Here is a 22,064-nt window from a genome sequence, read left to right as displayed (position 1 = left end):
TGTTCTTGGCTTAAGTCTTCTTTTTCACTTTCGCCATCTTCTAAAGTTAAATCTAAATCAATTTGAGTGTCTTCTTGAGTCTGTTCTTTAATTGTTTCTTGTTCTAAATTTTGAGTTTCTAAAGTTTTGTTTGAATTATCATCTTGAGATTCGCTAAGCTCTTCTTGCATTTCTAATGTATTTGTTTTAGAATCGTCTAATAATTCTTGCTTTTCTATTTCTTCATTTTTATCATCTAGCTCATCTAAACTAGGCTCAGTATCCAAAGCTGTATGTTCTTGGCTTAAGTCTTCTTTTTCACTTTCGCCATCTTCTAAAGTTAAATCTAAATCAATTGGAGTGTCTTCTTGAGTCTGTTCTTTAATTGTTTCTTGTTCTAAATTGTCATGTTCTAAATTTTGAGTTTCTAAAGTTTTGTTTGAATTATCATCTTGAGCATCATCATCAAAACTCAAATCTTCCATTCCCTCTGAATTTATATCTAAAGAATTTTCATCAGGCAAATCATCTAAATTTAAATTATCTAAATCCAAGCTTATATCAGCATAAGGATTTTCATCATTGCTTAACATTGGCAAATCAATAGATGTATGCTTGTTCGCATCTTTATTATTAAGTAAATTTAAAAAATCTGTAGGTAAAAAAGGTTTTTGTAAAATTTGCGCATCTATATCTTCTACATTTTGATTTCGCGGGGCTAAAAAAATCAATCTATCGCATTTTTCTTTAAGAATTTTTAAAGGTGCTGGAGTATCACTATCTACAACAATCACATCATAATTACCCAAATTTTCACTATAAGCATTAAGTTCTTCAAAATCATAAGACATTTTTTTAGCACTAAGGCTTACAAGTCTTGAAACTACAGGGTTTTCATTTAAAAGTAAAATTTTCATCACTTTAATCCTTAAAAAATAATCGCTATTTTACGATAATTTCATTTATCCTTTCCTTAGGAGAAAAAAAGAGTTTGCATATGAGTAAAAAGTTCTAAAATTAAATTTTTAAAATATTGCATCATAACTAGTAAAATAGCAATCAAAACTACAAAACCTAGAGCTATCTTTATAGGATAGCCAATAACTAAAAGATTAAATTGTGGCATTGTTTTCATCAAAAGTCCAAAAATAACATCGGCTAAAAGTGAAATTCCAAGTATAGGAAAGCTCATAGCAAAACCTATGATGAAAATATTAAACATACCCATATTTAAATAATGCATTAAATTCTCATGCGGATAAAATCCACCTAAACTAATATAACCCAAAGAATGACTTAAAAACAAAAGCATTAAATGATGGCCATCAAAAGCAAGAAAAAACATCAAAGCAAGTAAATTTAAAATTTGAGATGTGATAGGCATACTCGTTCCAGAACTTGGATCTAATATACTTGCCATAGTAAATCCCATAGTAAAAGCAATCTGCTCACCTGCCATCATAATAATAGCAAAAATAATTTGAAGCATTAATCCTGCTATCATTCCAAAAATCACTTCACTAATAAGCTGTAAAACAAAAAAACTATCTAAATGCAAATATTCTAATCTAGCCAAAGGATATAAATACATAGTCAAAAATAAAACTATAGTACTTTTTATCACCATAGGAATAGAATTATGTGAAAAAAAAGGAAAAAAAACTATAAGACCACTCATTCTAGCAAGAAGCAACATAAAAGTTACAACATTTTTATCACCTAAATAATTAACAAATTCCATTGGCGTTTATAGTATAAGTTTTATCACAAAAACTTGCAAGCTTGCTATCGTGAGTTACAAAAAATAAAGCTGCATCATTTTCTTTAACATAGGAAATTAAAAGCTCGATAACATTTTTAGCATTATCAAAATCCAAATTTCCAGTTGCTTCATCAGCAAAAATAATCTTTGGTTTTTTACAAAGCACACGTGCGATACTCACACGCTGTTGTTGTCCGCCGCTAAGCTTTCCTATTTTTTGATGTAAAAGCGTATCAATACCTAACCTTTTTAAAATTTTCTCATCTAAATCTTGACCCGATAAAACACTAGCAAGTTCGATATTTTCTAAAGCCGAAAAACCTTTAAAAAGATAATGTGTCTGAAAAATAATACCAAAATCATAACGGCGAATTTTTAATCTTTCGTTTTCATCTATCTGATAAAGACTAGAACCTTTAAAAAAAACTTCACCTTTTTTTGGAATCAATAAAGAAGAAAGTATATGCAAAAGAGTAGATTTACCACAACCGCTACTCCCTTGAATAGCAATGCAATCTTTGGTATTTAAAGTAAGATTTAAACCCTCAAAAAGCGGATAATCAAAACTATGGCTTAAATTTTCCGCTCTTAAGAGTTCCATTTTTAACCGTTTTTAAAGTTGTGCAGCAACTTCAGCCGCAAAATCTTCAGTTTTCTTTTCTAAACCTTCGCCAACTTCAAAGCAAATAAATTCAACAATTTTAATTTTTCCGCCAAATTCTTTTTCTTTTTCAGCAATTACTTGTTCTACAGTTTTTTTATCATCCATTACATAAAACTGACCCATTAAAGTAAGTTTGCTATCGAGTTGAGAATTATCAGCTATAAAACTATTCATTTTGCCCGGGATAATATTATCCCAAATTTTTTCAGGTTTACCTTGAGCTTTAAGTTCTTCTTTGATTTTTTCTTCAGCTTCTTTTAAAATTGCATCGCTTAATTGTTTGCGACTTGCAAATTGAGGAATTTTATGTTCAGGTTTATTTGGATCTTTAAGTCTGCGTCTTTCTTCATTTTCTTTTTCAAGTTCAGCAACCAAAGCTTTGTATTCATTTTCAACAAAAGTCATATCCAAATCTTCATAACTTAAATAACTTGGTCTCATTGCTGCAATATGCATACAAATTTGTCTTAATAAATCTCTTGATTTTGAAGCTACTTCAGCACTATCACAAGCTGCAGCGATCACAACACCAACACGGCCATTTGTATGAATATAACCATTTACAACGCCGTTAGCACCTGCTTTTAAAGTTGCAAATCTTCTTACAACTAAGTTTTCTCCTATAGTTGCAATTTGACTTTTTAAATATTCTTCAAATTTTACACCATTAATCGTACTTGAGTGAAGCTCTTCCACACTTTGCAAGCTATTGCTTTGAATATGAGCTGTAGTATCTTTTGTTAAAGCGATAAACTGATCATTTTTTGCCACAAAATCTGTTTCGGAATTAATCTCACTTACAGTTGCGCTTGTAAAATCATCACTTACTTTTACACTTACTAAACCTTCTGCAGCAAGTCTATCTGCTTTTTTAGCAGCCTTACCTAAACCTTTTTCTCTTAAAAGTTGTACTGCTTTATCAAAATCTCCATTAGTTTCACTCAAAGCATTTTTACAATCCATCATCCCCGCGCCTGTACTTTCGCGGAGTTCTTTTACCATTGCAGCAGTAATTTCAGCCATTATTCTTGCTCCTCACCGAAGTCTTCTTCGCTCATCGCTTCATCTAAAACTTCTTTTTTCTCTTCATCGGTGATTTCTTTTTCTTCATTTGCTAAAGCTTCGCCATCTTGTTCTCTTAAAGCTTTTCCTTCATTAATCGCTTCAGCCATTTCTTGGCAGAAAAGTTGCACTGAACGAATTGCATCATCATTTCCTGGAATAGGATAAGTTACCAAGTCAGGATCGCAGTTTGTATCTAGTGGAGCTACAACAGGAATTCTTAATCTATTTGCTTCTTGAACAGCAATTTTTTCTTTTACTGTGTCAATAACAAAAATCATATCAGGTTGAGTTTTCATATAACGAATTCCACCTAAATAAGCTAATAATTTTTCTTTTTTTCTTGTAAGCATTAAAGCTTCTTTTTTAGTTAAAAGTTTAATACTTCCATCTTCTTCCATTTTTTCAATTACTTCTAATTTTCTAATTGATTGGCGAATGGTACCAAAATTTGTCATCATACCGCCAAGCCATCTATGATTTACATAAGGCATACCGCATTTTTCAGCGTATTCTTTAATCGCTCCACCTGCTTGTTTTTTTGTCCCGACAAAAAGTATAGTTTTTCCTTCGGCAGCAGCGTCACGAACGATATTATAGGTATATCTAAAATATCTTAAAGTTTTTTGTAAATCAATTACATAAATACCTTTTCTCTCGCCAAAAATGAATTTTTTCATCTTTGGATTCCAGCGTCTTGTTTGGTGTCCAAAATGCACACCGCATTCTAATAAATCTCTCATACTAACCATGAGTTTCTCCTTATAAATTTAGCTTTATTCCTCCACATCCCTTAATTTACACAAGCTAAAAAGGATTGATGCGTGTGAAATGAAGCTAAGATTTTATCAAATTTAAGTTTAGTTTTTACTTATATATGTAGTCCTTGGTAAGGCTTAGATTATTATTGATTTCTTTTGTGATTAAAAATTGAAACAAATCCACGCTTCCAACACGAAAAGCAGAGGCACAAGAACGAAGGTATAAATCCCACATTCTTATAAATTCTTCATCATATTTTTCCCTTACCTTGTCCAATACTTTGTTAAAATTTTCATCCCATAAATCTAAAGTTTTTGCATAGTGCATTCTTAAACTTTCTGCTAAAAGAAGATGAAAATCCCACTCACTCATAGCACTTACAACCTCTCTTAAAGAAGGTAAATATCCTCCTGGAAAAATATATTTATCTATCCAAGCATTTGTTTTTCCTTCAAACATGGCTAAAATAGAATGTAAAAGCATAGAACCTCCAGGTTTTAACACTTGTTTTACTTTCATGAAATAAAGTCCTAAATTCTCTTTGCCTACATGTTCAAACATACCCACAGAAACAACTTTATCAAAATAATTTTCAAATTCTAAATCTTGATAATTTTGAAGTCTTATTTCTATTTTATCTTCAAGACCAAGTTCTTTTACTCTTTCCTTAGCTTTTTTACACTGCTCCTCTGAAATAGTAATTCCAACAACTTTAACTCCATACTTTTGAGCCGCCATAATAGAAAGCCAACCCCAGCCACAACCTATATCTAAAAGCTTTTCTCCTTCTTTTAAATCAAGTTTTTTAAGAGTATGTTCTATTTTGTTAATTTGAGCTTCATAAAGAGTATTATTAGGCTCTTTAAAATAAGCGCAAGAATAGCTCATAGTATCATCAAGCCAAAGCTTATAAAAATCATTACCTATATCATAATGACTTTTGATATTTTTACTTTCCTGTTTTTGGGCTATTTTACTCAAGATATCCTCTGTATTTTTTAAAAAACGCTTATTTGAAAAATAATACAAAACTTTAGCTATTTCATCATAATCACCTTCTATTTCTAGTTTAGACTCCATATAATGTTTTGCAAAAACTAAACTCGTATCACTAAATAATTTTAAAAAAGGTATTTTTTCTTTGAAAATTAAAGAAAATTTAGCAGGCTGATTACCCACATGAAATTCTTCTTGATCCCAAAATACAATTCTAAAATTTCCATAATTCCATTTTGAAAGAATAAATTTAATCATTTGTTTTTCAAGCATGACATACTCCAACTAATAAAAATTATTATTTGATAGTATCTCTTAATTATGTTTAAAATTTGATAAAATTGAAGAAAAGATAGAATTTTTGCCACAGATATAAAATAGTGGCAAAAATTTTATAATACTAATGTAATTTAGACCAAACAGAACGCTTCCAACCTATAGCAAAAATACTTAAAATTACAAAGAATATCATTACATAAATTCCTGTAGTTTTTCTTTCTTCTTTTTTGCTATCACCCACTTGATCAATATAAGATACAACCTTAGCCTGTGCAGCTTCTGTTAAACCTACTCTTGGCATAGCGGTTCCTGGAAGAAGTTTTTGAGTATTATTAATAAAATCATGTAAATATTGCTCACCACGAGATCTTATCATCATAGAAAGATCAGGTGGAACAGAACCTAAATAAGTTTTTAAATCATTTTGATTTGATGGAGTAAAAAAGCTATCGTATTTCATATCATGACAACGTCCGCAAGCCTCAATAAAAGTTGCTTTATCTTTAGCAAATTTTATATCTTTTTCCATTAAAGCTGCTTTTTGAGCACTATTTTCCATTTTAGCATATTTTGCCTCAACATCTTTCTTAATAGTAGCATCTTCATTGGCTTCAAATTTAACACTCACATCTTTAAGATAAGCAATTACATTGGCTATATTTGCATTTGTAGCTTCTTCACTTTCTCCTGAAGTATCTTTATTGTAAGCTGTCATAATAAAAGCATCGCCAAATTTATGATCTACTTTTAAAGCAAGCGCAGGATGCATAATCAAAGCTGCTAAAAATTTTTCATCAAAAATAGCACCAGCTGCACTAAGATCAGGCGGTATTACTCCCATAGAAGAATCAGTAATATTAGCTGCTATTCCATCTTCTTTTACACCATGACATGCAAAACAGTTATTTTCAAAAAATTCTTTACCTTTTTTTGCATCACCCTTAGCAAAATCGATTTTTGCAACATCTGCCCAAAGTGTTTCAACCTTGCTTAATTCTTCTTTTGCTTTTTCAAGTTCTTTGTTTGCACTCTCTATTCTTTTAGCATCTCCTGAAGCTTGTGCATCTTTTAGAGCTAATTCTTTAGCTTCAACTATACCTTTTGCAAAAGTAGTATCTTCAACAGCAAAATCAAAATTTGCAGGAGCAACATGAGGCTTCATCACTGAATGAGCATAAGGCTCTACCCCCCAATATACAAGTGCAGTAAAAACTACTACAACTAAAAATATTTTTATTTCTCTCATTGTTTAGCTCCTTTTCTCTCCATAATAGTAATAACCGGTAAAACTACAATAAGTAAAAGTAAAAATACTATAGAAGCGTAAAATCCTACCCAAGCATTTACACCTGTTGGAGGTAATTTTCCATAAACTGTTAAAACAATTAAATCGATAAGCAATATCCAAAACCAAATGAAAAATAAAGGTCTTTCATGAGCTGGTTTTACCACATCACTTCTATCAAGCCAAGGAAGCAAGAAGAAAATCACTTGAGCAATACCAAATGCAGCCAAACCTATATCAAAAGCTTTAATACCTGCAATATCAAAGAAAAATCCTCTTAAAACTTCATAACTCCATAAGAAATACCACTCAGGATAAATATGAGCTGGTGTTTTAAGCGCATTAGCTGGATCAAAATTAATTGGATCCATTGCAAATTCAAATTTAAAACAGACCAAATAAAAGAAGAAAATCATAAAAAAGCTTATATACATAAAATCTTTTGATAAAAATCCTGGCCAAAAAGGAATCACTTTAGAACCCTTTGTGTCACCTGCCATGTATTTTTCAGCCTCTAAATCAAAGTCAAGTTCTTCAGAAATTTCATTATTAACATGAGGAATTCTTAAAGAATAGAAGTGAAATGCTATAATAGCAATGATAACTATAGGAAGCAAGCACACATGAAGCATAAAAAATCTTGTTAAAGTTGGATCAGAAACCGCATAATCTCCACGAATCCAAATCACAAGCTCAGGGCCAATAAATGGTATCCCTCCAAAAAGATTAGTGATTACTTGAGCTGCCCAATAACTCATTTGTCCCCAAGGAAGCATATACCCACTAAAAGCTTCAGCAGAAAATACAACAAACAAAAGCATACCGCTAACCCAAATCATCTCACGACCTTTTTTATAAGAACCGTAATAAATTCCTGTTAGCATATGTATGTATATAATCAAAAATACAACAGAAGCGGCAACACCATGCATGTGACGCCAAAGCCATCCATAGTCCACCTCTTGCATAATAGTCTTATTCACACTATCAAAAGCAAGTGCAGTATCTGGTTTATAATACATCACAAGTAAAAGTCCTGTAACAAAAAGCACTGCAAAAAGAGTGGTTAAAATAACCCCCATTGCCCAAAGAAAGTTAATTTGCTTTGGTATCCAATATTTTACCATTAAAACATCAAGCAGTTTATGTACCGCAAGTCTTTGATCAAGCCAATCTACAAGACCATTAGCTTTTCTAATTTGTGCCATCTTAAGCCTCCACTATCATTTTTTTATATTCAGGACCCTCTTCACCTAAAACAAGCTTGGTTCCATCAATTTTAAAAGGAGGAATTTCAAGAGGCTTTGGAGGAGGTCCAAAGACATTTTTTCCACTTGTGTCAAATTCTCCACCATGACAGGCGCATTTAAACAATTGCTCACTTGGTTGGTAAGCAGGTATACAACCCAAATGCGTACAAAGTCCTATAACCACAGTATAAGCTGCGTTATCTACCACAACATCACGTTTTTCATCTTTTGGCATACTCGCATCTTTTTTTAATATAAAAATAGGCTTTTTACGCCATTCTATAGTTCTAAGCTCTCCATCTTGCATTCCTGATAAATCTACTGTAGTAAAACCTGCAGCTTTAACACTTGGAAGCGGATCCCAAGTTTTTTTCATCGCAACAAGTGAGAAAACACCGCCTACAGCAGCTACGCTTCCAAATGCAAAGCCCATAAAGCTTCGTCTACTCTCAGATGTAGCCATAACTTGCTCCTTTCGATTTTATTTTTTAACCAAGTTAAAAGTTTATCGAAATTAAAATAAATTTTTTCTTTGTTTAACAAGTTTTGATATTTAGACAATAAGAGCAAAAAGAGAAAAAACAAGCACAGGTAAAGTTATCAAAAAGCCAAATTTACAATATTGCCAAAAAGAAATATTAATGCCTTTTCTAGCCAAAACTCCAAGCCAAAGCAAAGTTGCTAAAGAACCTATTGGCGTAAGTTTTGGACCTATATTTACACCTAAAAGATGTGCATAAATCATCAAAGAATCAAAAGAAAAATTCTCAAAATATTCTTTTAATGCCAAATCTCCGATTAAAACCATAGGCAAATTATTAAACACAGAAGATCCAAAAGCTGAAATCAAAGCCACACCAAAAATTCCACTCTTATCTTGCATCAAAAAAGCATAGCTTTTAACCAAAATTTCACTCACACCTATTTTATGTAAAGCAAAAACCACCATATAAAGCCCAAAACTAAAAAGCAAAACTCCATAAGGTGCTTCAAAAAGAATTTTAATACTTTTTTTACCTTGAATTTTTAAAATAATAAGCCAAAAAATTCCCGCCCAAAGCAAAGCAAAAAAACTTATTTTAATATTAAAAATTTCACCTATAAAAAAACTGATAACAAAAAGAAATAAAAATACTATGCAAAGAAAAAACAATTTCAATGAAATTTGCTCTTTTTTGATTAATTTAAATTCAAGCCTTTTAGGTAAAACTCTCACATAAAGCACAAAAACCGTAACTATAGTAGAAAGCAAAACAAAAAAATTTGGCAAAAACATATTTTTAGCAAATTCTAAAAATTCTATCTTAAAATAATTTGCTGTGATGATATTGGTTAAATTTGAAATAACCAAAGCGTTTGAACTTGCATCACATAAAAAAGAAAGGCTAAGTAAAAAAGAACTTAAAATAAAAGCATGATTTTTACAATCTTTAAGAGTTGAAAATAAAGCTATAATAATAGGTGTAATGATTAAAATCGCTCCATCGTTAGCAAAAAATGCAGAAAGAAAAAATACAAAAATCAACAAAAATAACATCATTTTTTTTGTACTGATATAAATTTTTTCTTGATTTTTCTCTCTAGAAAAATACAAAATTTTACTCGCAATAAAATCAAAAAATCCCAAAGCTTCCAAGCTAAAAGAAAGGATAATCAACCCAACCAAAGTTAAAGAACTATCCCAAACCAAAGAAAAAACAAAACAAGCATCTTTAAAATCTACCAATTGAAAAATAAAAACAAAAAAAGCCCCCAAGCTAGAAAATACCCAAATAGGTAAATTCCATGGACGCCAAAAAAGTAAAACTAAAGTAGATAAAAAAATAAAAAAAGCAAGCATTTAAGCTTTTTTCTTTTGCATTTTGATATAAATTTGCAAAATATCCAACGCTGCAGGAGTGATTCCACTGATTTGACTTGCAGCAAAAATGGTTGGAGGTTTATGATGATTAAGCTTTTCTACAACCTCATTACTCAAACCACTTACACTTTTAAAATCAAAATTTTCAGGAATTTTAAGCTCACTAAGATTTTTCATTTTTTCTACTTGAGCTTTTTGCATACTAATGTAATGATAATACTTTGCCTCATTTAAAATCTCTCTTAAGGAGTAATGATCCATGGTTTCAAATATAGGGTCAAGTTTTTTTAATTTTTCTATATCAAAACTTGCTCTTGCAACAATTTTTTGAAGATTGACTATAGAAGAAATTTTATCTTCTCCTAAACTCTCTAAAAAAGCATTATTTTGGTTGTTAGGCGTAAATTCTTTAGAAAGTAAAAATTCAAGTCCTTTTTGAAGATTGTTTGCGATATTTTGTATATAAGTAAAATCTTGCTCGCTTAAAAGCCCTAAATCATAGCCATATTTTCCAAGTCTAAGTATAGCATTTTCTTCCCTTAAAAGCAGTCTAAATTCCGCTCTTGAAGTAAACATTCTATAAGGTTCTTTTGTACCTTTTATTACTAAATCATCGATTAAAACTCCTATATAAGCTTCATCACGCCTTAAAATCAAAGGCTCTTTCATATCTATGCTTAAACTTGCATTGATTCCTGCCATAAAGCCTTGTGCTGCAGCCTCTTCATAACCTGTAGTTCCATTAATCTGTCCTGCACAATAAAGATTTTTAATCTTTTTAAGTTCTAAAGTATGCTTAAGTTCAGTTGGCTCTATATAATCATATTCTATAGCATAACCAAAACGGGTTATTTTAGCATTTTCAAAACCTTTTACAGAACGCAACATTTGAGTTTGTACTTCATAAGGTAAAGAAGTAGAAAAACCGTTAATATAATACTCCGTCGCATCGATAGTTTGAGGCTCTATAAAAAGATGATGACTTTCTTTGTCGCTAAAACGATTGATCTTATCTTCTATAGAAGGACAATACCTTGGCCCCACACCTTCAATCTGTCCCGTAAAAAGTGGAGCACGATAAAAATTATTCTTAATAATCTCATGTGTAGTTGTATTAGTGCGTGCAATATAACAAGGAAGTTGAGTAGGATTAAAATTTCTTGAACGAAAACTAAAAGCTTTAGGATTTACATCACCATCTTGAATTTCAAGCACACTAAAATCAATGCTTTTTGCATCTACTCTTGGGCAAGTTCCTGTTTTTAAACGTCCCATTTTTAAACCCAAAGTTTGCAGATAATTTCCTAAATTTACCGAAGCAAGCTCCCCTACCCTTCCTGCTTGAAGTTTATTTTCACCTACGTGAATAAGTCCATTTAAAAAAGTTCCTGTTGTTAGGATGACTTTTTTGGCAAAATATATATTTTCTAAATTTGTTTTTACGCCTTTAACTTCATCATTTTCTACGATTAAAACACTCGCTTGTTCTTGAGAAATTTCTAAATTTGGAAGTTTTAAAAGTTTATTACGTGCAATGATACGGTATTTATCCATATCAATTTGTGCCCTACTTCCTTGAACGGCTACACCCTTACTTTCATTTAAAATGCGAAATTGTATCCCTGCTTCATCGGTGATTTCACCCATAAGACCACCCATGGCATCAAGTTCTTTTACCAAATGCCCTTTAGCAAGTCCACCTATGGCTGGATTACAACTTGCCGCTCCTATTTGCTCAATCAATGTAGTTAAAAGTAAGGTTTTTTTACCCATTCTAGCAGCAGCAGCACTTGCTTCAACACCTGCATGTCCACCACCTATAACAATGACATCAAACATATTTTGCCTTGAAAAATGTGAATTTTTAAAAGAAAGATTATATAATATTTAGACTTAAAACAAACTCGTTTTAAGTCTAACAAAAATTTATTTAGCTTCTTGAAGAGAAAAGATTAGCTCATTATAAGTTTTATCTGCATCTTTGCAGAAATTTTTAAGCATCTCAACACCCTTATTTAAGCCTTGTTGCTGTTCTGCTCTTAAAAGATCGCTATAAAGACTTTCTATTGTAGAAATAGCGCTTTTATTTGGCATACGACGAACGGAATAATAACCTATGATATTATTATTAACATCTATTGATGGGGTTACATTTGCAAAAACCCAATAGTAATTGTTATCTTTGGTTTTATTTTTTACGTAAGCAAAAATTTCTTTGCCTTCTTTCATATAATCCCATAAATATTTAAAAACAGTTTTTGGCATCTCTTCATGTCTTACTATGTTATGAGGTTTATTTAAAACTTCACCCATGGTATAACCTGCATACTTTAAAAAATCATCATTTGCATAAACTATTTTACCTTTTAAATCTGTTTTAGAAGTAATTAAACTATCTTCTTGTAAAAAAATTTCTCTTGACATTTTCCCACCCTCTTAATTTATATTTTTAATTTTGCTAAGATTTCAGCACTTCTTTGCTCTAGTGATTTAATATCATTTACAATCGCATCATAAGCTTTTTGATCGATATAATCTTGACTTGATTCTTCTATTGCTTTTTTAGCGTTATCTTTTATAAATTCTTTAGCTAATTTTAACTCAGTTTCAGAACTAAGCTCATTAATAACACCTTGAGCTCTCTCATCTTGACAAAGATTAGAAATTGGATCTACACTTTCAAGATTGAAATTTTGAGCCCCATTTAAATTTAAATATATATTTGATTTATAAAGAATATGATCGATTTTAACCACAGACAAAATCAATCTCTTTGCAAAGGATCCAAAATTAACACCAAGAGCACTACTATTTTCTTCTAGACGTTTAAAAGCTTGAGAAAATTTATTAATTCTTTCTTCAGATTCACTAACAATGTTAAAAACTTGCTCACTGCCACTTTGGATATTTACAAAATCTTGTTGCATAGTCTGAATTGCAATAGAAATTTCGCTTGTAGATCTTTGAGTTCTTTCTGCTAACTTTCTAACTTCATCAGCCACAACCGCAAAGCCCCTACCATGCTCTCCTGCACGCGCAGCTTCAATAGCAGCATTTAAAGCTAGAAGATTGGTTTGATCAGCTATATCGCGTATTACTTCAACCACTGAAGTGATATTTTGTGAATTAGCCACAAAAGTTTGTACTGTCTCCTTGCTCGAATTTACAACATCCATTAAAGAACCCATAGCACTTTGAAGAGAATCCACCTCTGAACCATTTTCTGTAGCTGTATGAGAAATGGCATCCACTGTATCATATACATTTTTCATCATGCTAATATCTTGATTTAATGAGCTAGAAATTTGAGACATGTCTTTATTTTGATTTCCAAGGCTTAAATCCATTAAAGTTCTTGATAAAGCATTTTTAAAAGTAGATCTTGCTGTCACTTCTATGTTTGCTAAAGCTTTATTTATAAATTCGATATTATGAGCAAAAATTCCTTTTAAACCTTCAGGCAAAGCCTTGCGATAAAATTCACCTTTTTGAGAACAAGAAATAGAAGTATTAATTTCCCTTAAGTAAGCTTCTAGCCCATCAATAGTATTGTTAAGATTATCTGCTATTTCGGCTAATTTTTTGCTTTTTGTTTTTACATAGATAATTCTATTGTCAAAATTTCCTTCTTTTAACTCTCTACAAAGAACCAAAAGTTTATCTATCATTATTTGCTCATCTTTGTGTTGTCTAAGCAAATAAATCATTAAAACAGCGATTAAAACAAAAATTATCGCTCCAACAAAAATATGAATAAAAATGACACCTAAAACACCGATAACACTTAGAAAAATAGTTGATAATAATCCATTTTTCACCATAAATTTACCCCTTTTATTGAAAATTTTTTGAAATCATAAATCAAAACAATACTTTAATAATATATTACTTTAATTTTTAGGCGAAAATTATACAATAAAAAAGATTAAATATATCTTATTTAGTTATTTTCTTGTAAGTTAAAAATAAGTTCATTATAAGTCATTTTATAAGAACTTACAATATCCATTAAAGCTGAAACTCCAGCATTAATGCCTGATTTTTGCTCTTTTTCAAGTAAAATTTTATAAACTTCTTCAATTATAGAAAGAGATTTTCTATTGGGTGCACGACGAACAGAATAATAATTGATGATATCTCCATTAGCATCAAATGAAGCACTTACATTTGCAAAAACCCAGTAAAAATTACCATCTTTGGATTTATTTTTCACAAATGCAAAAATTTCATCTCCTTTTTGAATATAATCCCAAAGACATTTAAATACAGTGCGTGGCATATCTTCATGTCTTACTATATTATGAGATTTATATAAAAGCTCATCGACTTTATAACCTGCGTATTTTAAAAAGTCATTATTGGCATAAATGATATTCCCCTTAAGATCTGTTTTGGAAGTAATTAAAGCATTTTCAGACAAAACTATTTCTTTCATAATTTAAAACATCCCAATAAAACAAATAAATCAAAAATAGAATTATTACCAATAATAAATAACAAAAAGCAAACTGAATTACAAAATTATAAAATTTTCAAAAATATTTTAAATTTTATAATGCAAATAATGAGAAATTTTGTAACGTTTATATAAAAAATTATCATATCATATAAAAGAAAGTATTTCTAGATTTGTTTTTTTGTTAAAATTTACGATACACATTGTTAAAATTATATTTTACAAAGATCAAAAGGAGTGAATAAACTTGGAAACTTTAAGTCAAACTTTAGCTGAAAGAAAACCGCCTTTATATAAACGTATTATAAAAAGTCTTGGATTTTGGGTGATTATAGGCATTATTACAGGTATTGTACTTGGCTATACAGATAAAGAATTAGCCATTGCTAGCAAACCAGGAGTTGATTATTTTATAGGTGCTTTAAAGGTTCTTATAGGCCCTATTATTTTTGTTACTTTGGTTTTGGGCATCATTAGTCTTGAAAGTTTAAAAAAAGTAGGTAGCATTGGTGCTAAAGCGGTTATTTACTTTGAAGTTGTAAGTACTTTAGCACTTGCTATAGGTATTTTTATGGCAAATGTTATGCAACCAGGCCATGGAATGAATCTTGATCCAAGTCAACTTGATACAAAAAGCGTTCAAAAATACATTTCTCAAACCACAGAAGTAAGTGCGAGCTCTGAGATTATGCATATTTTAAAAGATGCTATGCCTACTGATATTATCACACCTTTTACAGAAGGAAAAACCATACAAGTTTTAGTTATTGCTATAATTACTGCTTTGATTATTTCTTTAATGAGAATAGAAGACAAACAGGCAATTCAAAGAGTTTTTGAAGTGGTACAAAATTTTGTTTTTAAAATTCTACAAATCATTATGTATTTTAGTCCTATTGCCGCCTTTTCAGCAATGGCTGTACTCATAGCTCAATACGGAATTGGCTCTTTGATCAACTTAGCATATTTACTTTTAGTAATGCTGATTTCATGTCTTGTTTTTATATTTGGAATCTTAGGTCTGATTTGTTATTTTGCAAAAGTAAATATCTTCAAATTTATGAGATTTATCTCAAAAGAAGTATTGATCGTTTTTGCAACCAGTTCAAGCGAGTCTGCACTTGCTCCTTTAATAAGAAAACTAGAAAAAGCAGGACTTTCTAAAGCAACAGTCGGACTTGTTTTACCAACGGGATATAGTTTTAATCTTGATTGTACAAATATTTATCTAGCTATGAGCTTAATCTTTCTAGCACAAGCTTTCAATGTAAATTTAAGTTTAGCACACGAAATCAGTATTTTAATAGTATTAATGATAGCCTCAAAAGGTGCAGTAGGTGTAACTGGATCAGGTTTTATAGTGCTTGGAAGTACGCTTGCGGCTCTAGGAAATATGGAAATTTCAGAAGCAAATGCAACCTTAGCACAAGTTCTACCAGTAGCTGCTATAGGTGTTCTTTTAGGTGTTGATAAATTTATGTCTGAAATGAGAGCGGTTGGAAATCTTTGCGGAAATTCAGTAGCAGCTTTAATCGTTGCTATCTGGGATAAACAAATTGATTGGGAAAAATTCCGCTACGCTATGGACAATCCAGAAAAATTTCATAATGCTGGAATGAACTAATGAGTTCTTTGGAGGAAATCATATCGATTAACCTCCTCTAAAGTATTATCTTTTTTTCTAAATTGCTTTAAAAAACTTTCATTGAAATTAAAACTAAATCCAACTTGAACAACAGTATCATCAACAGTCTCTCTTGCACTATAATCACGACGCAATAAATTTAAACTAAATACACTATAAGGAGAGTAAGATACTTGATAATTAGTTTTATCATTATCCTTGCTTATATCAAAAGTAAAAGCGGTATAAGTTGGAATTACAAAACTCATTCCAAGCTGTAATTTTTTTTCTGCTTCATTGGGTATATAATAATTACTATAAGCCTTTATAAATTTACTATAACCAAACTCTGTACCAAAGCTTTTAGTATCTTTTTGTTCTTTTTGTTTATCAATAAAACCATTAACTCCAAATAAAAAATCATCTTTTTCATAACGATTGATTAAACCCCCTGAGTAATTATAATTATCTTGAGCCACAAAAAGTTCTTTTTGAAAAAGCAAAGAATTATTCTCCCCCTCATAAAGAGAACTTAAATTTTTAACCTGCGCGTTTTCATTTTGAAAATCTAAATTCCCATCTGTTTTATCTATACCATTATTATTTTCTAAAGTTTTTGAAAGTAAGCTATCAAAAGTGCTTTTAAAATCCACATTCTCTTCTTGAATTTTTGGAGCTTCTTTGGTATTTTTATAATCAAAGTGCTCCCAAGAATTTTGATTATTATTTTTTGCTAAAGCCTCTGTAAGTTCATCGCCATTGAGTAAAGAAAACAATGCTATTATATAAAAAATACCCCTCATTATTCTTATATTCCTTATTATTTCTTGTTTAAGTATTTATTATAAAAAAATAATATAAATAAAAATTCCACAAAGACTAAAAAATAAAATTAGCAAATTTAAAGTAAATAAGTGTATAATTAAAATAAAAAAGGGTTATTAATGCAAAAAGACAACCTCATAGCTTTTGTTATTTTTATTATCAGTACTATCGCATTTGTTATTTGGGGATTTGGTTATATTTCGCAACATCAATTGATTCTTTTTATTCTTGCTTCTATATTTGGCATTTTTATGGCATTTAATATAGGTGGAAATGATGTAGCCAATTCTTTTGGAACAAGCGTTGGCGCAAAAACAGTAACCATTAAACAAGCTTTAATTATAGCAGCTGTTTTTGAGCTAAGCGGGGCAATCTTCGCAGGCGCAGAAGTTACTAAGACCATACGCAGCGGTATTGTTATTTTTCCAAATTCTTTAGATCCTATGCTTTTTGTTATCATTATGCTTGCTGCACTTTTAAGCTCTGGGGTTTGGATTTTTATTGCAACCAAGAAAGGCTTACCTGTATCAACCACACACAGTATAGTTGGTGGGATTGTAGGTGCTAGTATTATGATGGGGCTTTTAAAATTTGATGGAATCCAAACACTCTCTATGGTTAAATGGAGTGAAATTTTAAGAATAGCTATTTCTTGGGTAGCTTCGCCTCTTTTAGGGGGTATTGTAGCTTATATTATTTATTCATATATTGATAAGAAAATTTTAAAACCATCAGAAAAACTAAATGATGATTTGAAAAATATCAAAAAAGAAAGAAAAAAATTCAAAGAAGAATATTTTTTAAATTTAAAAACAAAATCCCAAGAAGAACAAATCAAAGAACTTTCCGCTATAGCTTTGGATGAAGAAGAACAAGAAAATAATTTCTATAGAAATAAAATGAAGGAATTTAAAGAACAAGAAAAAGATATAGATATTTACTCTATTTTAAAAACTCATATGCCAATCATTGCTTGTATTGCTGCTGCTATCATTTCGGCAATGTTTTTATTTAAAGGTTTAAATAATGTTAGCACTTTGGATATTTTACAAAACTTTTGGATTATCGGAATTATAGGAACTATAAGTTATGTTGTAACATTTGCTATAGTCAAAATCGTTAAAAAAACAGAACTTAATAAAACTACTGATAGAATTTTCTCATGGTTTCAAATATTTACAGCCTCTAGTTTTGCATTTTCACACGGAGCCAATGATATAGCCAATGCTATAGGTCCTTTTGCAGCGATTTTAGATGTCTTAAAAAACGGCACAATTAACGCGACTTCTCCTGTACCTTTTGCTGCTTTAGCTATGTTTGGAGTTGCTCTAGTTGTAGGACTTTGGTTTTTAGGTAAAGAAGTGATTACTACAGTGGGTTCAAAACTTGCAACCATACGGCCTACTACTGGATTTTCTGCAGAACTTGGTGCAAGCATAGTTATACTCTTAGCTACACAATTTGGAATTCCTGTTAGCTCCACCCATATACTCATAGGTGCTATCTTGGGTATAGGAGTGTATAATAAAAACGCAAATTGGATTATGATGAAGCCTATAGGATTGGCTTGGATTATCACTTTACCAGCCGCTGGTATTATGGCAGCACTTGTATTTTTAGGATTTAAACTATCTTTAGGAATTTAAGTAAAGCTTATTTTTCTAAAATATTTTTTCCTTTAATTATATGCATTTTAATCTTTCCAAAAAGTTTATCCTCAGAATAAAGAGAACTTTTTGGAGCAACAATTTCTTCATTCTCATCAAAAAGAACTAGATTAGCTTCTTTTCCGACTTCTATAACTCCACTATTTAAACCTAAAAATTCACTAGGATTTTTACTTGTAAATCGACAAAGCTCTTGCCAATTTAAAAATCCTTCTTTGATTAAAAAAGTATAACAAAGACTTATAAATTCGCATACGCTATGAATTCCAAAAGCCGCTTCATCAAAAGCTAAATCTTTTAAAGAAATTGATTTTGCACTATGCAGGGAAGTTAAAAAGCTAATCTTTCCTTCTTTTAAAGCCTCTCTTAAAGCCAAAACATCTTCTTTGCTTCTTAAAGGTGGCATAAGTTTCGCAGCCGTATTAAAATCTTCACAAGCACTATCATCTTTGATAAGATGATGAATGCTTACAAGTTTTAAATCCTTTTCATCTAATAATACTAAAGAATCTTTCAAACTTAAAAGATCAAAAATAACTTTATTTTTATAAAATTTAGCCAATTCTTTCATTTTAGCTATCTGGCTAGTTTCAGCGATTTTACTCATGCCTATAAGCCCTAGCTCAAAACTCATTTCACAATCATTCATCACTCCATTATCATCAAAATCCTTATCATAACAACGCACAAAAATTGGAGAGTCTTTCATAAAAGCATATTGTGAACTTACTTTTAAAGTATTTGCATCTAAAGAGCTGTCAAGTTCTAGAGCACAAGCACCTTTATTTAAAAGAGTGGCTAAATTTTTAAGCTTGCCGTTTGTATCCTTAACCCGCACACTTGAAAAAAATTGCATCTTTCTTTGAGCTAAATTTTGTAAAAATAAAGCAAAACTTTCTTCATCAAAATCCATGCAATCACGCAAAACTATACTAGAAATTCCTCCTTTTAGACACTCATTTTCTAAAAGCTCTAAATTAGCTAAAGAAAATTTATCGTTTTTTAAACTCACACACAAATCCACAAAAGATGGAAGTAAAGTCATACCTTTAGCATCTAAAATTTCTTCGCCTTGTAAATTAGAACCAATATTGGTAATTTTTCCTTCTTTAATCTCTATATCTTGTAAAGAATCTCCATAAATTTTTGCATTTTTAATTATCATGATTTTTCCTTAATCATTTTGCTTTAATAAATTCTGCGTTGCTTCTTGCACGCTTTTACCCTTAAAAATTGCCACTACTTCATTTACAATAGGTGTATAAATTCCTTTCATTTTTGCTAGTTTTTCTATAGCATAAGCAGTTTTTACACCTTCTGCTACTTCATTAAGTTCGGCTAAAATACTATCTAATTTTTGATTTTGCGCCAGTTTTAAACCCACTCTATAATTTCTTGATAAAACACTCGTTGCAGTTAAAAACAAATCCCCTGCCCCACTCAATCCTAAAAAAGTTTCTTCTTTAGTGCCAAAAAATTTACCAAAACGATGCATTTCTATAAGTCCTCTTGAAATCAGTGCTGCTCTTGCATTATTACCAAGTTTTAACCCATCACTAATCCCACTTGCAATTGCTAAAACATTCTTATAAGCACCACAAATTTCAGCACCACGAACATCATTATCAATATAAGTTTTAATAAAATCAGGGAAAAAACTTGCAAATTTTTTACAAAGCTCTTGATTTATCCCACTAATCATCAAAGCAGTAGGAAGTTTTTGCATCACTTCAGCAGCAAAAGAAGGACCGCTTAAAACACAAAAATTTTCTTTTGGTACAAAATCTAAAAAAATTTCATCTAAAAATTGACAACTTTGATCTTCTATGCCTTTTGAAGCAATTAAAATTTTTTGTCCCTTGTTGATGAAATTTTCTTTAAGCCAAGCACGCATCCCTTGAGAACTTAAAGCAAAAACAAGATATTCACATTCTAAAGCTTCTTTTATGCTAACAAAATCTTCTAAATCACGCTGATGCAAAGAACTGATAAAACAATTGTGATTTTCTTTTAAGGCTAGATGTAAAGCACTGCCCCATTTTCCCGCACCAATAACCGCTATACGCATCAACCAAGCTTTGTTTTTAAAATTTCATTTACTTTTGCAGGATTAAAAGCTCCTTTGCCTTCTTTCATGGTTTGACCTACAAAGAATCCAAAAAGCTTCTCTTTACCACTTTTATACTCTGCAACCTTATCGGCATTTGCATTTAAAATTTGTTCAATCACCGCTTCTATGGCTGAGTCATCACTTACTTGTTTAAGTCCTAGCTTTTCTATAGCTTCATCAATTTCCACGCTAGTATTTTCAAATACAAAAGCCAAAACATCTTTAGCCGCTTTTGCACTGATAGTGCCATCTTCTATGCGTTTAATTAAAACTCCAAGCTTTTGAGCATCTACGGGAGAATTTTCTATAGTCAATTCTCCTTTTAAAAGTCCCATAAGTTCAGTATTTAACCAATTTACACAAAGTTTAGGATTTAAATTTTGAGAAATAAGACTTTCAAAAAAACGACTCATTTCTAAAGAACTGATTAAAACCTCAGCATCACTTTCTTTTATACCAAGCTCGTCTATAAAGCGTGCTTTCTTCTCATCAGGAAGTTCAGGGATTTTAATATCCAAAAACTCATCTTTTAATAAAACAGGCAATAAATCAGGATCAGGAAAATAGCGATATTCTGCCGCTTCTTCTTTGCCACGCATACTTCTTGTAACTAAATTTGTCGTATCAAAAAGTCTAGTTTCTTGAACTACTTCTTGTTCGTAAGTTCCATCTTCCCAAGCCTCACTTTGTCTTTTTACCTCATATTCTATAGCTTTTTGGATAAAACGAAAAGAATTAAGATTTTTAATCTCTACTCTAGTATAAAGTTTTGTATCGCCCTTAGGTCTTATACTAACATTTGCATCGCATCTAAAACTTCCTTCTTGCATATTTGCATCTGAAATGTCTAAAAAGCGTATAATAGAATGAAGTTTTTTAAGATAAGCTACTGCCTCATCGCTACTTCTAAGCTCAGGTTCGCTGACAATCTCAAGCAAAGGAGTTCCTGCACGATTTAAGTCCACTTTAGAAAAATTATTTTCGTGGATATTTTTACCTGCATCTTCTTCTAAGTGTGCTCTTGTAATACCTATGCGTTTATTTTCACCCTTTACATTGATAAAAAGCTCACCCTTTTCTACTATAGGGATATCAAATTGTGAAATTTGATAGGCTTTAGGTAAATCTGGATAAAAATAATTCTTACGATTAAAAACACTTTTTTTATTAATTGTTGCATTGACAGCTTTTCCAAAAGCTATAGCTTTTTTTACAGCCTCTTCATTTAAAACAGGCAAAGCTCCTGGTAAGGCCAAACAAGTGGGACAAACATTGGTATTTGGAGCTTCTCCAAAAGAAGTTGCACATGAGCAAAAGATTTTTGTTTTTGTATTTAACTGAGTATGAACTTCAAGACCTATAACTACTTCAAACATAAAATTTCCTTGAATTTTTAAATGTTTTATTTTATCTTTTTTTCTTTTAGAAAGGCTTTAAATATTAACTTTAAATGCTATAATTCTTAGACAATTTATATTTAAG

19 protein-coding genes and 1 pseudogene are annotated in these 22,064 nt (G+C 30.8%); 2 read left to right on the top strand and 18 right to left on the bottom strand.

Features of this window, described 5'->3' with window-relative positions:
* The 14 genes and pseudogenes from AJ889_RS09740 to cetC form a co-directional block, all read right to left on the bottom strand.
* Positions 1 to 896 (bottom strand): annotated as a pseudogene (locus tag AJ889_RS09740) (highly acidic protein); the annotation flags it as partial.
* Positions 897 to 952: 56 nt separating this feature from the next.
* Positions 953 to 1,720, bottom strand: a complete 768-nt coding sequence (fliR, locus tag AJ889_RS06260; protein ID WP_032585040.1) for a flagellar biosynthetic protein FliR — start codon at positions 1,718 to 1,720, stop codon at positions 953 to 955.
* On the bottom strand, positions 1,707 to 2,342 hold the full coding sequence (locus AJ889_RS06255; protein ID WP_002852807.1) for an ABC transporter ATP-binding protein: 636 nt from the start codon (positions 2,340 to 2,342) through the stop codon (positions 1,707 to 1,709). Before AJ889_RS06255 ends, fliR begins: the two co-directional genes overlap by 14 nt.
* Positions 2,343 to 2,354: 12 nt before the next feature.
* Positions 2,355 to 3,428, bottom strand: coding sequence for a translation elongation factor Ts (gene tsf / locus AJ889_RS06250; protein WP_002852901.1), 1,074 nt, complete (start codon positions 3,426 to 3,428; stop codon positions 2,355 to 2,357).
* Complete coding sequence (gene rpsB, locus AJ889_RS06245) at positions 3,428 to 4,219, bottom strand: 30S ribosomal protein S2 (protein ID WP_002853455.1); 792 nt, start codon at positions 4,217 to 4,219, stop codon at positions 3,428 to 3,430. Before rpsB ends, tsf begins: the two co-directional genes overlap by 1 nt.
* A 115-nt stretch (positions 4,220 to 4,334) precedes the next feature.
* Positions 4,335 to 5,498 carry a cyclopropane-fatty-acyl-phospholipid synthase family protein gene (locus tag AJ889_RS06240; protein WP_002852655.1) on the bottom strand — a complete coding sequence of 388 codons (1,164 nt, stop codon included), beginning with the start codon at positions 5,496 to 5,498 and terminating at the stop codon, positions 4,335 to 4,337.
* A 127-nt stretch (positions 5,499 to 5,625) separates the two neighbouring features.
* Positions 5,626 to 6,750 (bottom strand): cytochrome c1, encoded by a 1,125-nt coding sequence (locus tag AJ889_RS06235; RefSeq protein ID WP_002852693.1) that lies wholly within the window; start codon positions 6,748 to 6,750, stop codon positions 5,626 to 5,628.
* Complete coding sequence (locus AJ889_RS06230) at positions 6,747 to 7,997, bottom strand: cytochrome bc complex cytochrome b subunit (RefSeq protein ID WP_002852758.1); 1,251 nt, start codon at positions 7,995 to 7,997, stop codon at positions 6,747 to 6,749. Before AJ889_RS06230 ends, AJ889_RS06235 begins: the two co-directional genes overlap by 4 nt.
* Before the next feature lies 1 nt (position 7,998).
* Positions 7,999 to 8,502, bottom strand: coding sequence for a ubiquinol-cytochrome c reductase iron-sulfur subunit (gene petA / locus AJ889_RS06225; protein WP_002860427.1), 504 nt, complete (start codon positions 8,500 to 8,502; stop codon positions 7,999 to 8,001).
* Positions 8,503 to 8,592: 90 nt separating this feature from the next.
* Positions 8,593 to 9,879 (bottom strand): arsenic transporter, encoded by a 1,287-nt coding sequence (locus AJ889_RS06220; RefSeq protein ID WP_002856353.1) that lies wholly within the window; start codon positions 9,877 to 9,879, stop codon positions 8,593 to 8,595.
* Positions 9,880 to 11,739, bottom strand: coding sequence for a tRNA uridine-5-carboxymethylaminomethyl(34) synthesis enzyme MnmG (gene mnmG, locus AJ889_RS06215; protein ID WP_002799340.1), 1,860 nt, complete (start codon positions 11,737 to 11,739; stop codon positions 9,880 to 9,882).
* Positions 11,740 to 11,826: 87 nt separating this feature from the next.
* Positions 11,827 to 12,324, bottom strand: coding sequence for a bipartate energy taxis response protein CetB (cetB, locus tag AJ889_RS06210; RefSeq protein WP_002777340.1), 498 nt, complete (start codon positions 12,322 to 12,324; stop codon positions 11,827 to 11,829).
* Positions 12,325 to 12,341: 17 nt separating this feature from the next.
* A complete protein-coding gene (locus tag AJ889_RS09930) occupies positions 12,342 to 13,088 on the bottom strand; it encodes a methyl-accepting chemotaxis protein (protein ID WP_370659015.1) in 747 nt (248 codons plus the stop codon).
* A 752-nt stretch (positions 13,089 to 13,840) separates the two neighbouring features.
* Complete coding sequence (cetC, locus tag AJ889_RS06200; protein ID WP_002852821.1) at positions 13,841 to 14,335, bottom strand: energy taxis response protein CetC; 495 nt, start codon at positions 14,333 to 14,335, stop codon at positions 13,841 to 13,843.
* Between the two features lie 268 nt (positions 14,336 to 14,603).
* On the opposite strand from cetC, the gene AJ889_RS06195 reads away from it, so the two are divergent.
* Complete coding sequence (locus AJ889_RS06195; protein WP_002934713.1) at positions 14,604 to 15,980, top strand: cation:dicarboxylate symporter family transporter; 1,377 nt, start codon at positions 14,604 to 14,606, stop codon at positions 15,978 to 15,980.
* Here AJ889_RS06195 and AJ889_RS06190 read toward each other — a convergent pair.
* A complete protein-coding gene (locus AJ889_RS06190) occupies positions 15,977 to 16,783 on the bottom strand; it encodes an inverse autotransporter beta domain-containing protein (RefSeq protein WP_002934714.1) in 807 nt (268 codons plus the stop codon). The genes AJ889_RS06195 and AJ889_RS06190 overlap by 4 nt on opposite strands.
* Positions 16,784 to 16,924: 141 nt before the next feature.
* Here AJ889_RS06190 and AJ889_RS06185 point away from each other — a divergent pair, with 141 nt between their 5' ends.
* The gene (locus AJ889_RS06185) at positions 16,925 to 18,451 is read left to right on the top strand and encodes an inorganic phosphate transporter (protein WP_002867379.1); all 1,527 of its coding nucleotides are present in this window, start codon (positions 16,925 to 16,927) and stop codon (positions 18,449 to 18,451) included.
* A gap of 7 nt (positions 18,452 to 18,458) precedes the next feature.
* Here AJ889_RS06185 and AJ889_RS06180 read toward each other — a convergent pair whose 3' ends face one another.
* The 3 genes from AJ889_RS06180 to gatB are packed head-to-tail and all read right to left on the bottom strand — an operon-like array spanning position 18,459 to position 21,958.
* Positions 18,459 to 19,637, bottom strand: coding sequence for a metal-dependent hydrolase (locus tag AJ889_RS06180; protein ID WP_032585038.1), 1,179 nt, complete (start codon positions 19,635 to 19,637; stop codon positions 18,459 to 18,461).
* Between the two features lie 9 nt (positions 19,638 to 19,646).
* The gene (locus AJ889_RS06175) at positions 19,647 to 20,543 is read right to left on the bottom strand and encodes an NAD(P)H-dependent glycerol-3-phosphate dehydrogenase (RefSeq protein ID WP_002859277.1); all 897 of its coding nucleotides are present in this window, start codon (positions 20,541 to 20,543) and stop codon (positions 19,647 to 19,649) included.
* A complete protein-coding gene (gatB, locus tag AJ889_RS06170; protein WP_002867377.1) occupies positions 20,540 to 21,958 on the bottom strand; it encodes an Asp-tRNA(Asn)/Glu-tRNA(Gln) amidotransferase subunit GatB in 1,419 nt (472 codons plus the stop codon). The genes AJ889_RS06175 and gatB overlap by 4 nt, the downstream gene beginning before the upstream one ends.
* Positions 21,959 to 22,064: the final 106 nt, after the last annotated feature.

Source organism: Campylobacter sp. BCW_6468, from assembly GCF_001762865.1.
In the GTDB taxonomy this organism is placed as follows: domain Bacteria; phylum Campylobacterota; class Campylobacteria; order Campylobacterales; family Campylobacteraceae; genus Campylobacter_D; species Campylobacter_D jejuni.
This window is presented reverse-complemented; position numbering and strand designations above follow the sequence as displayed.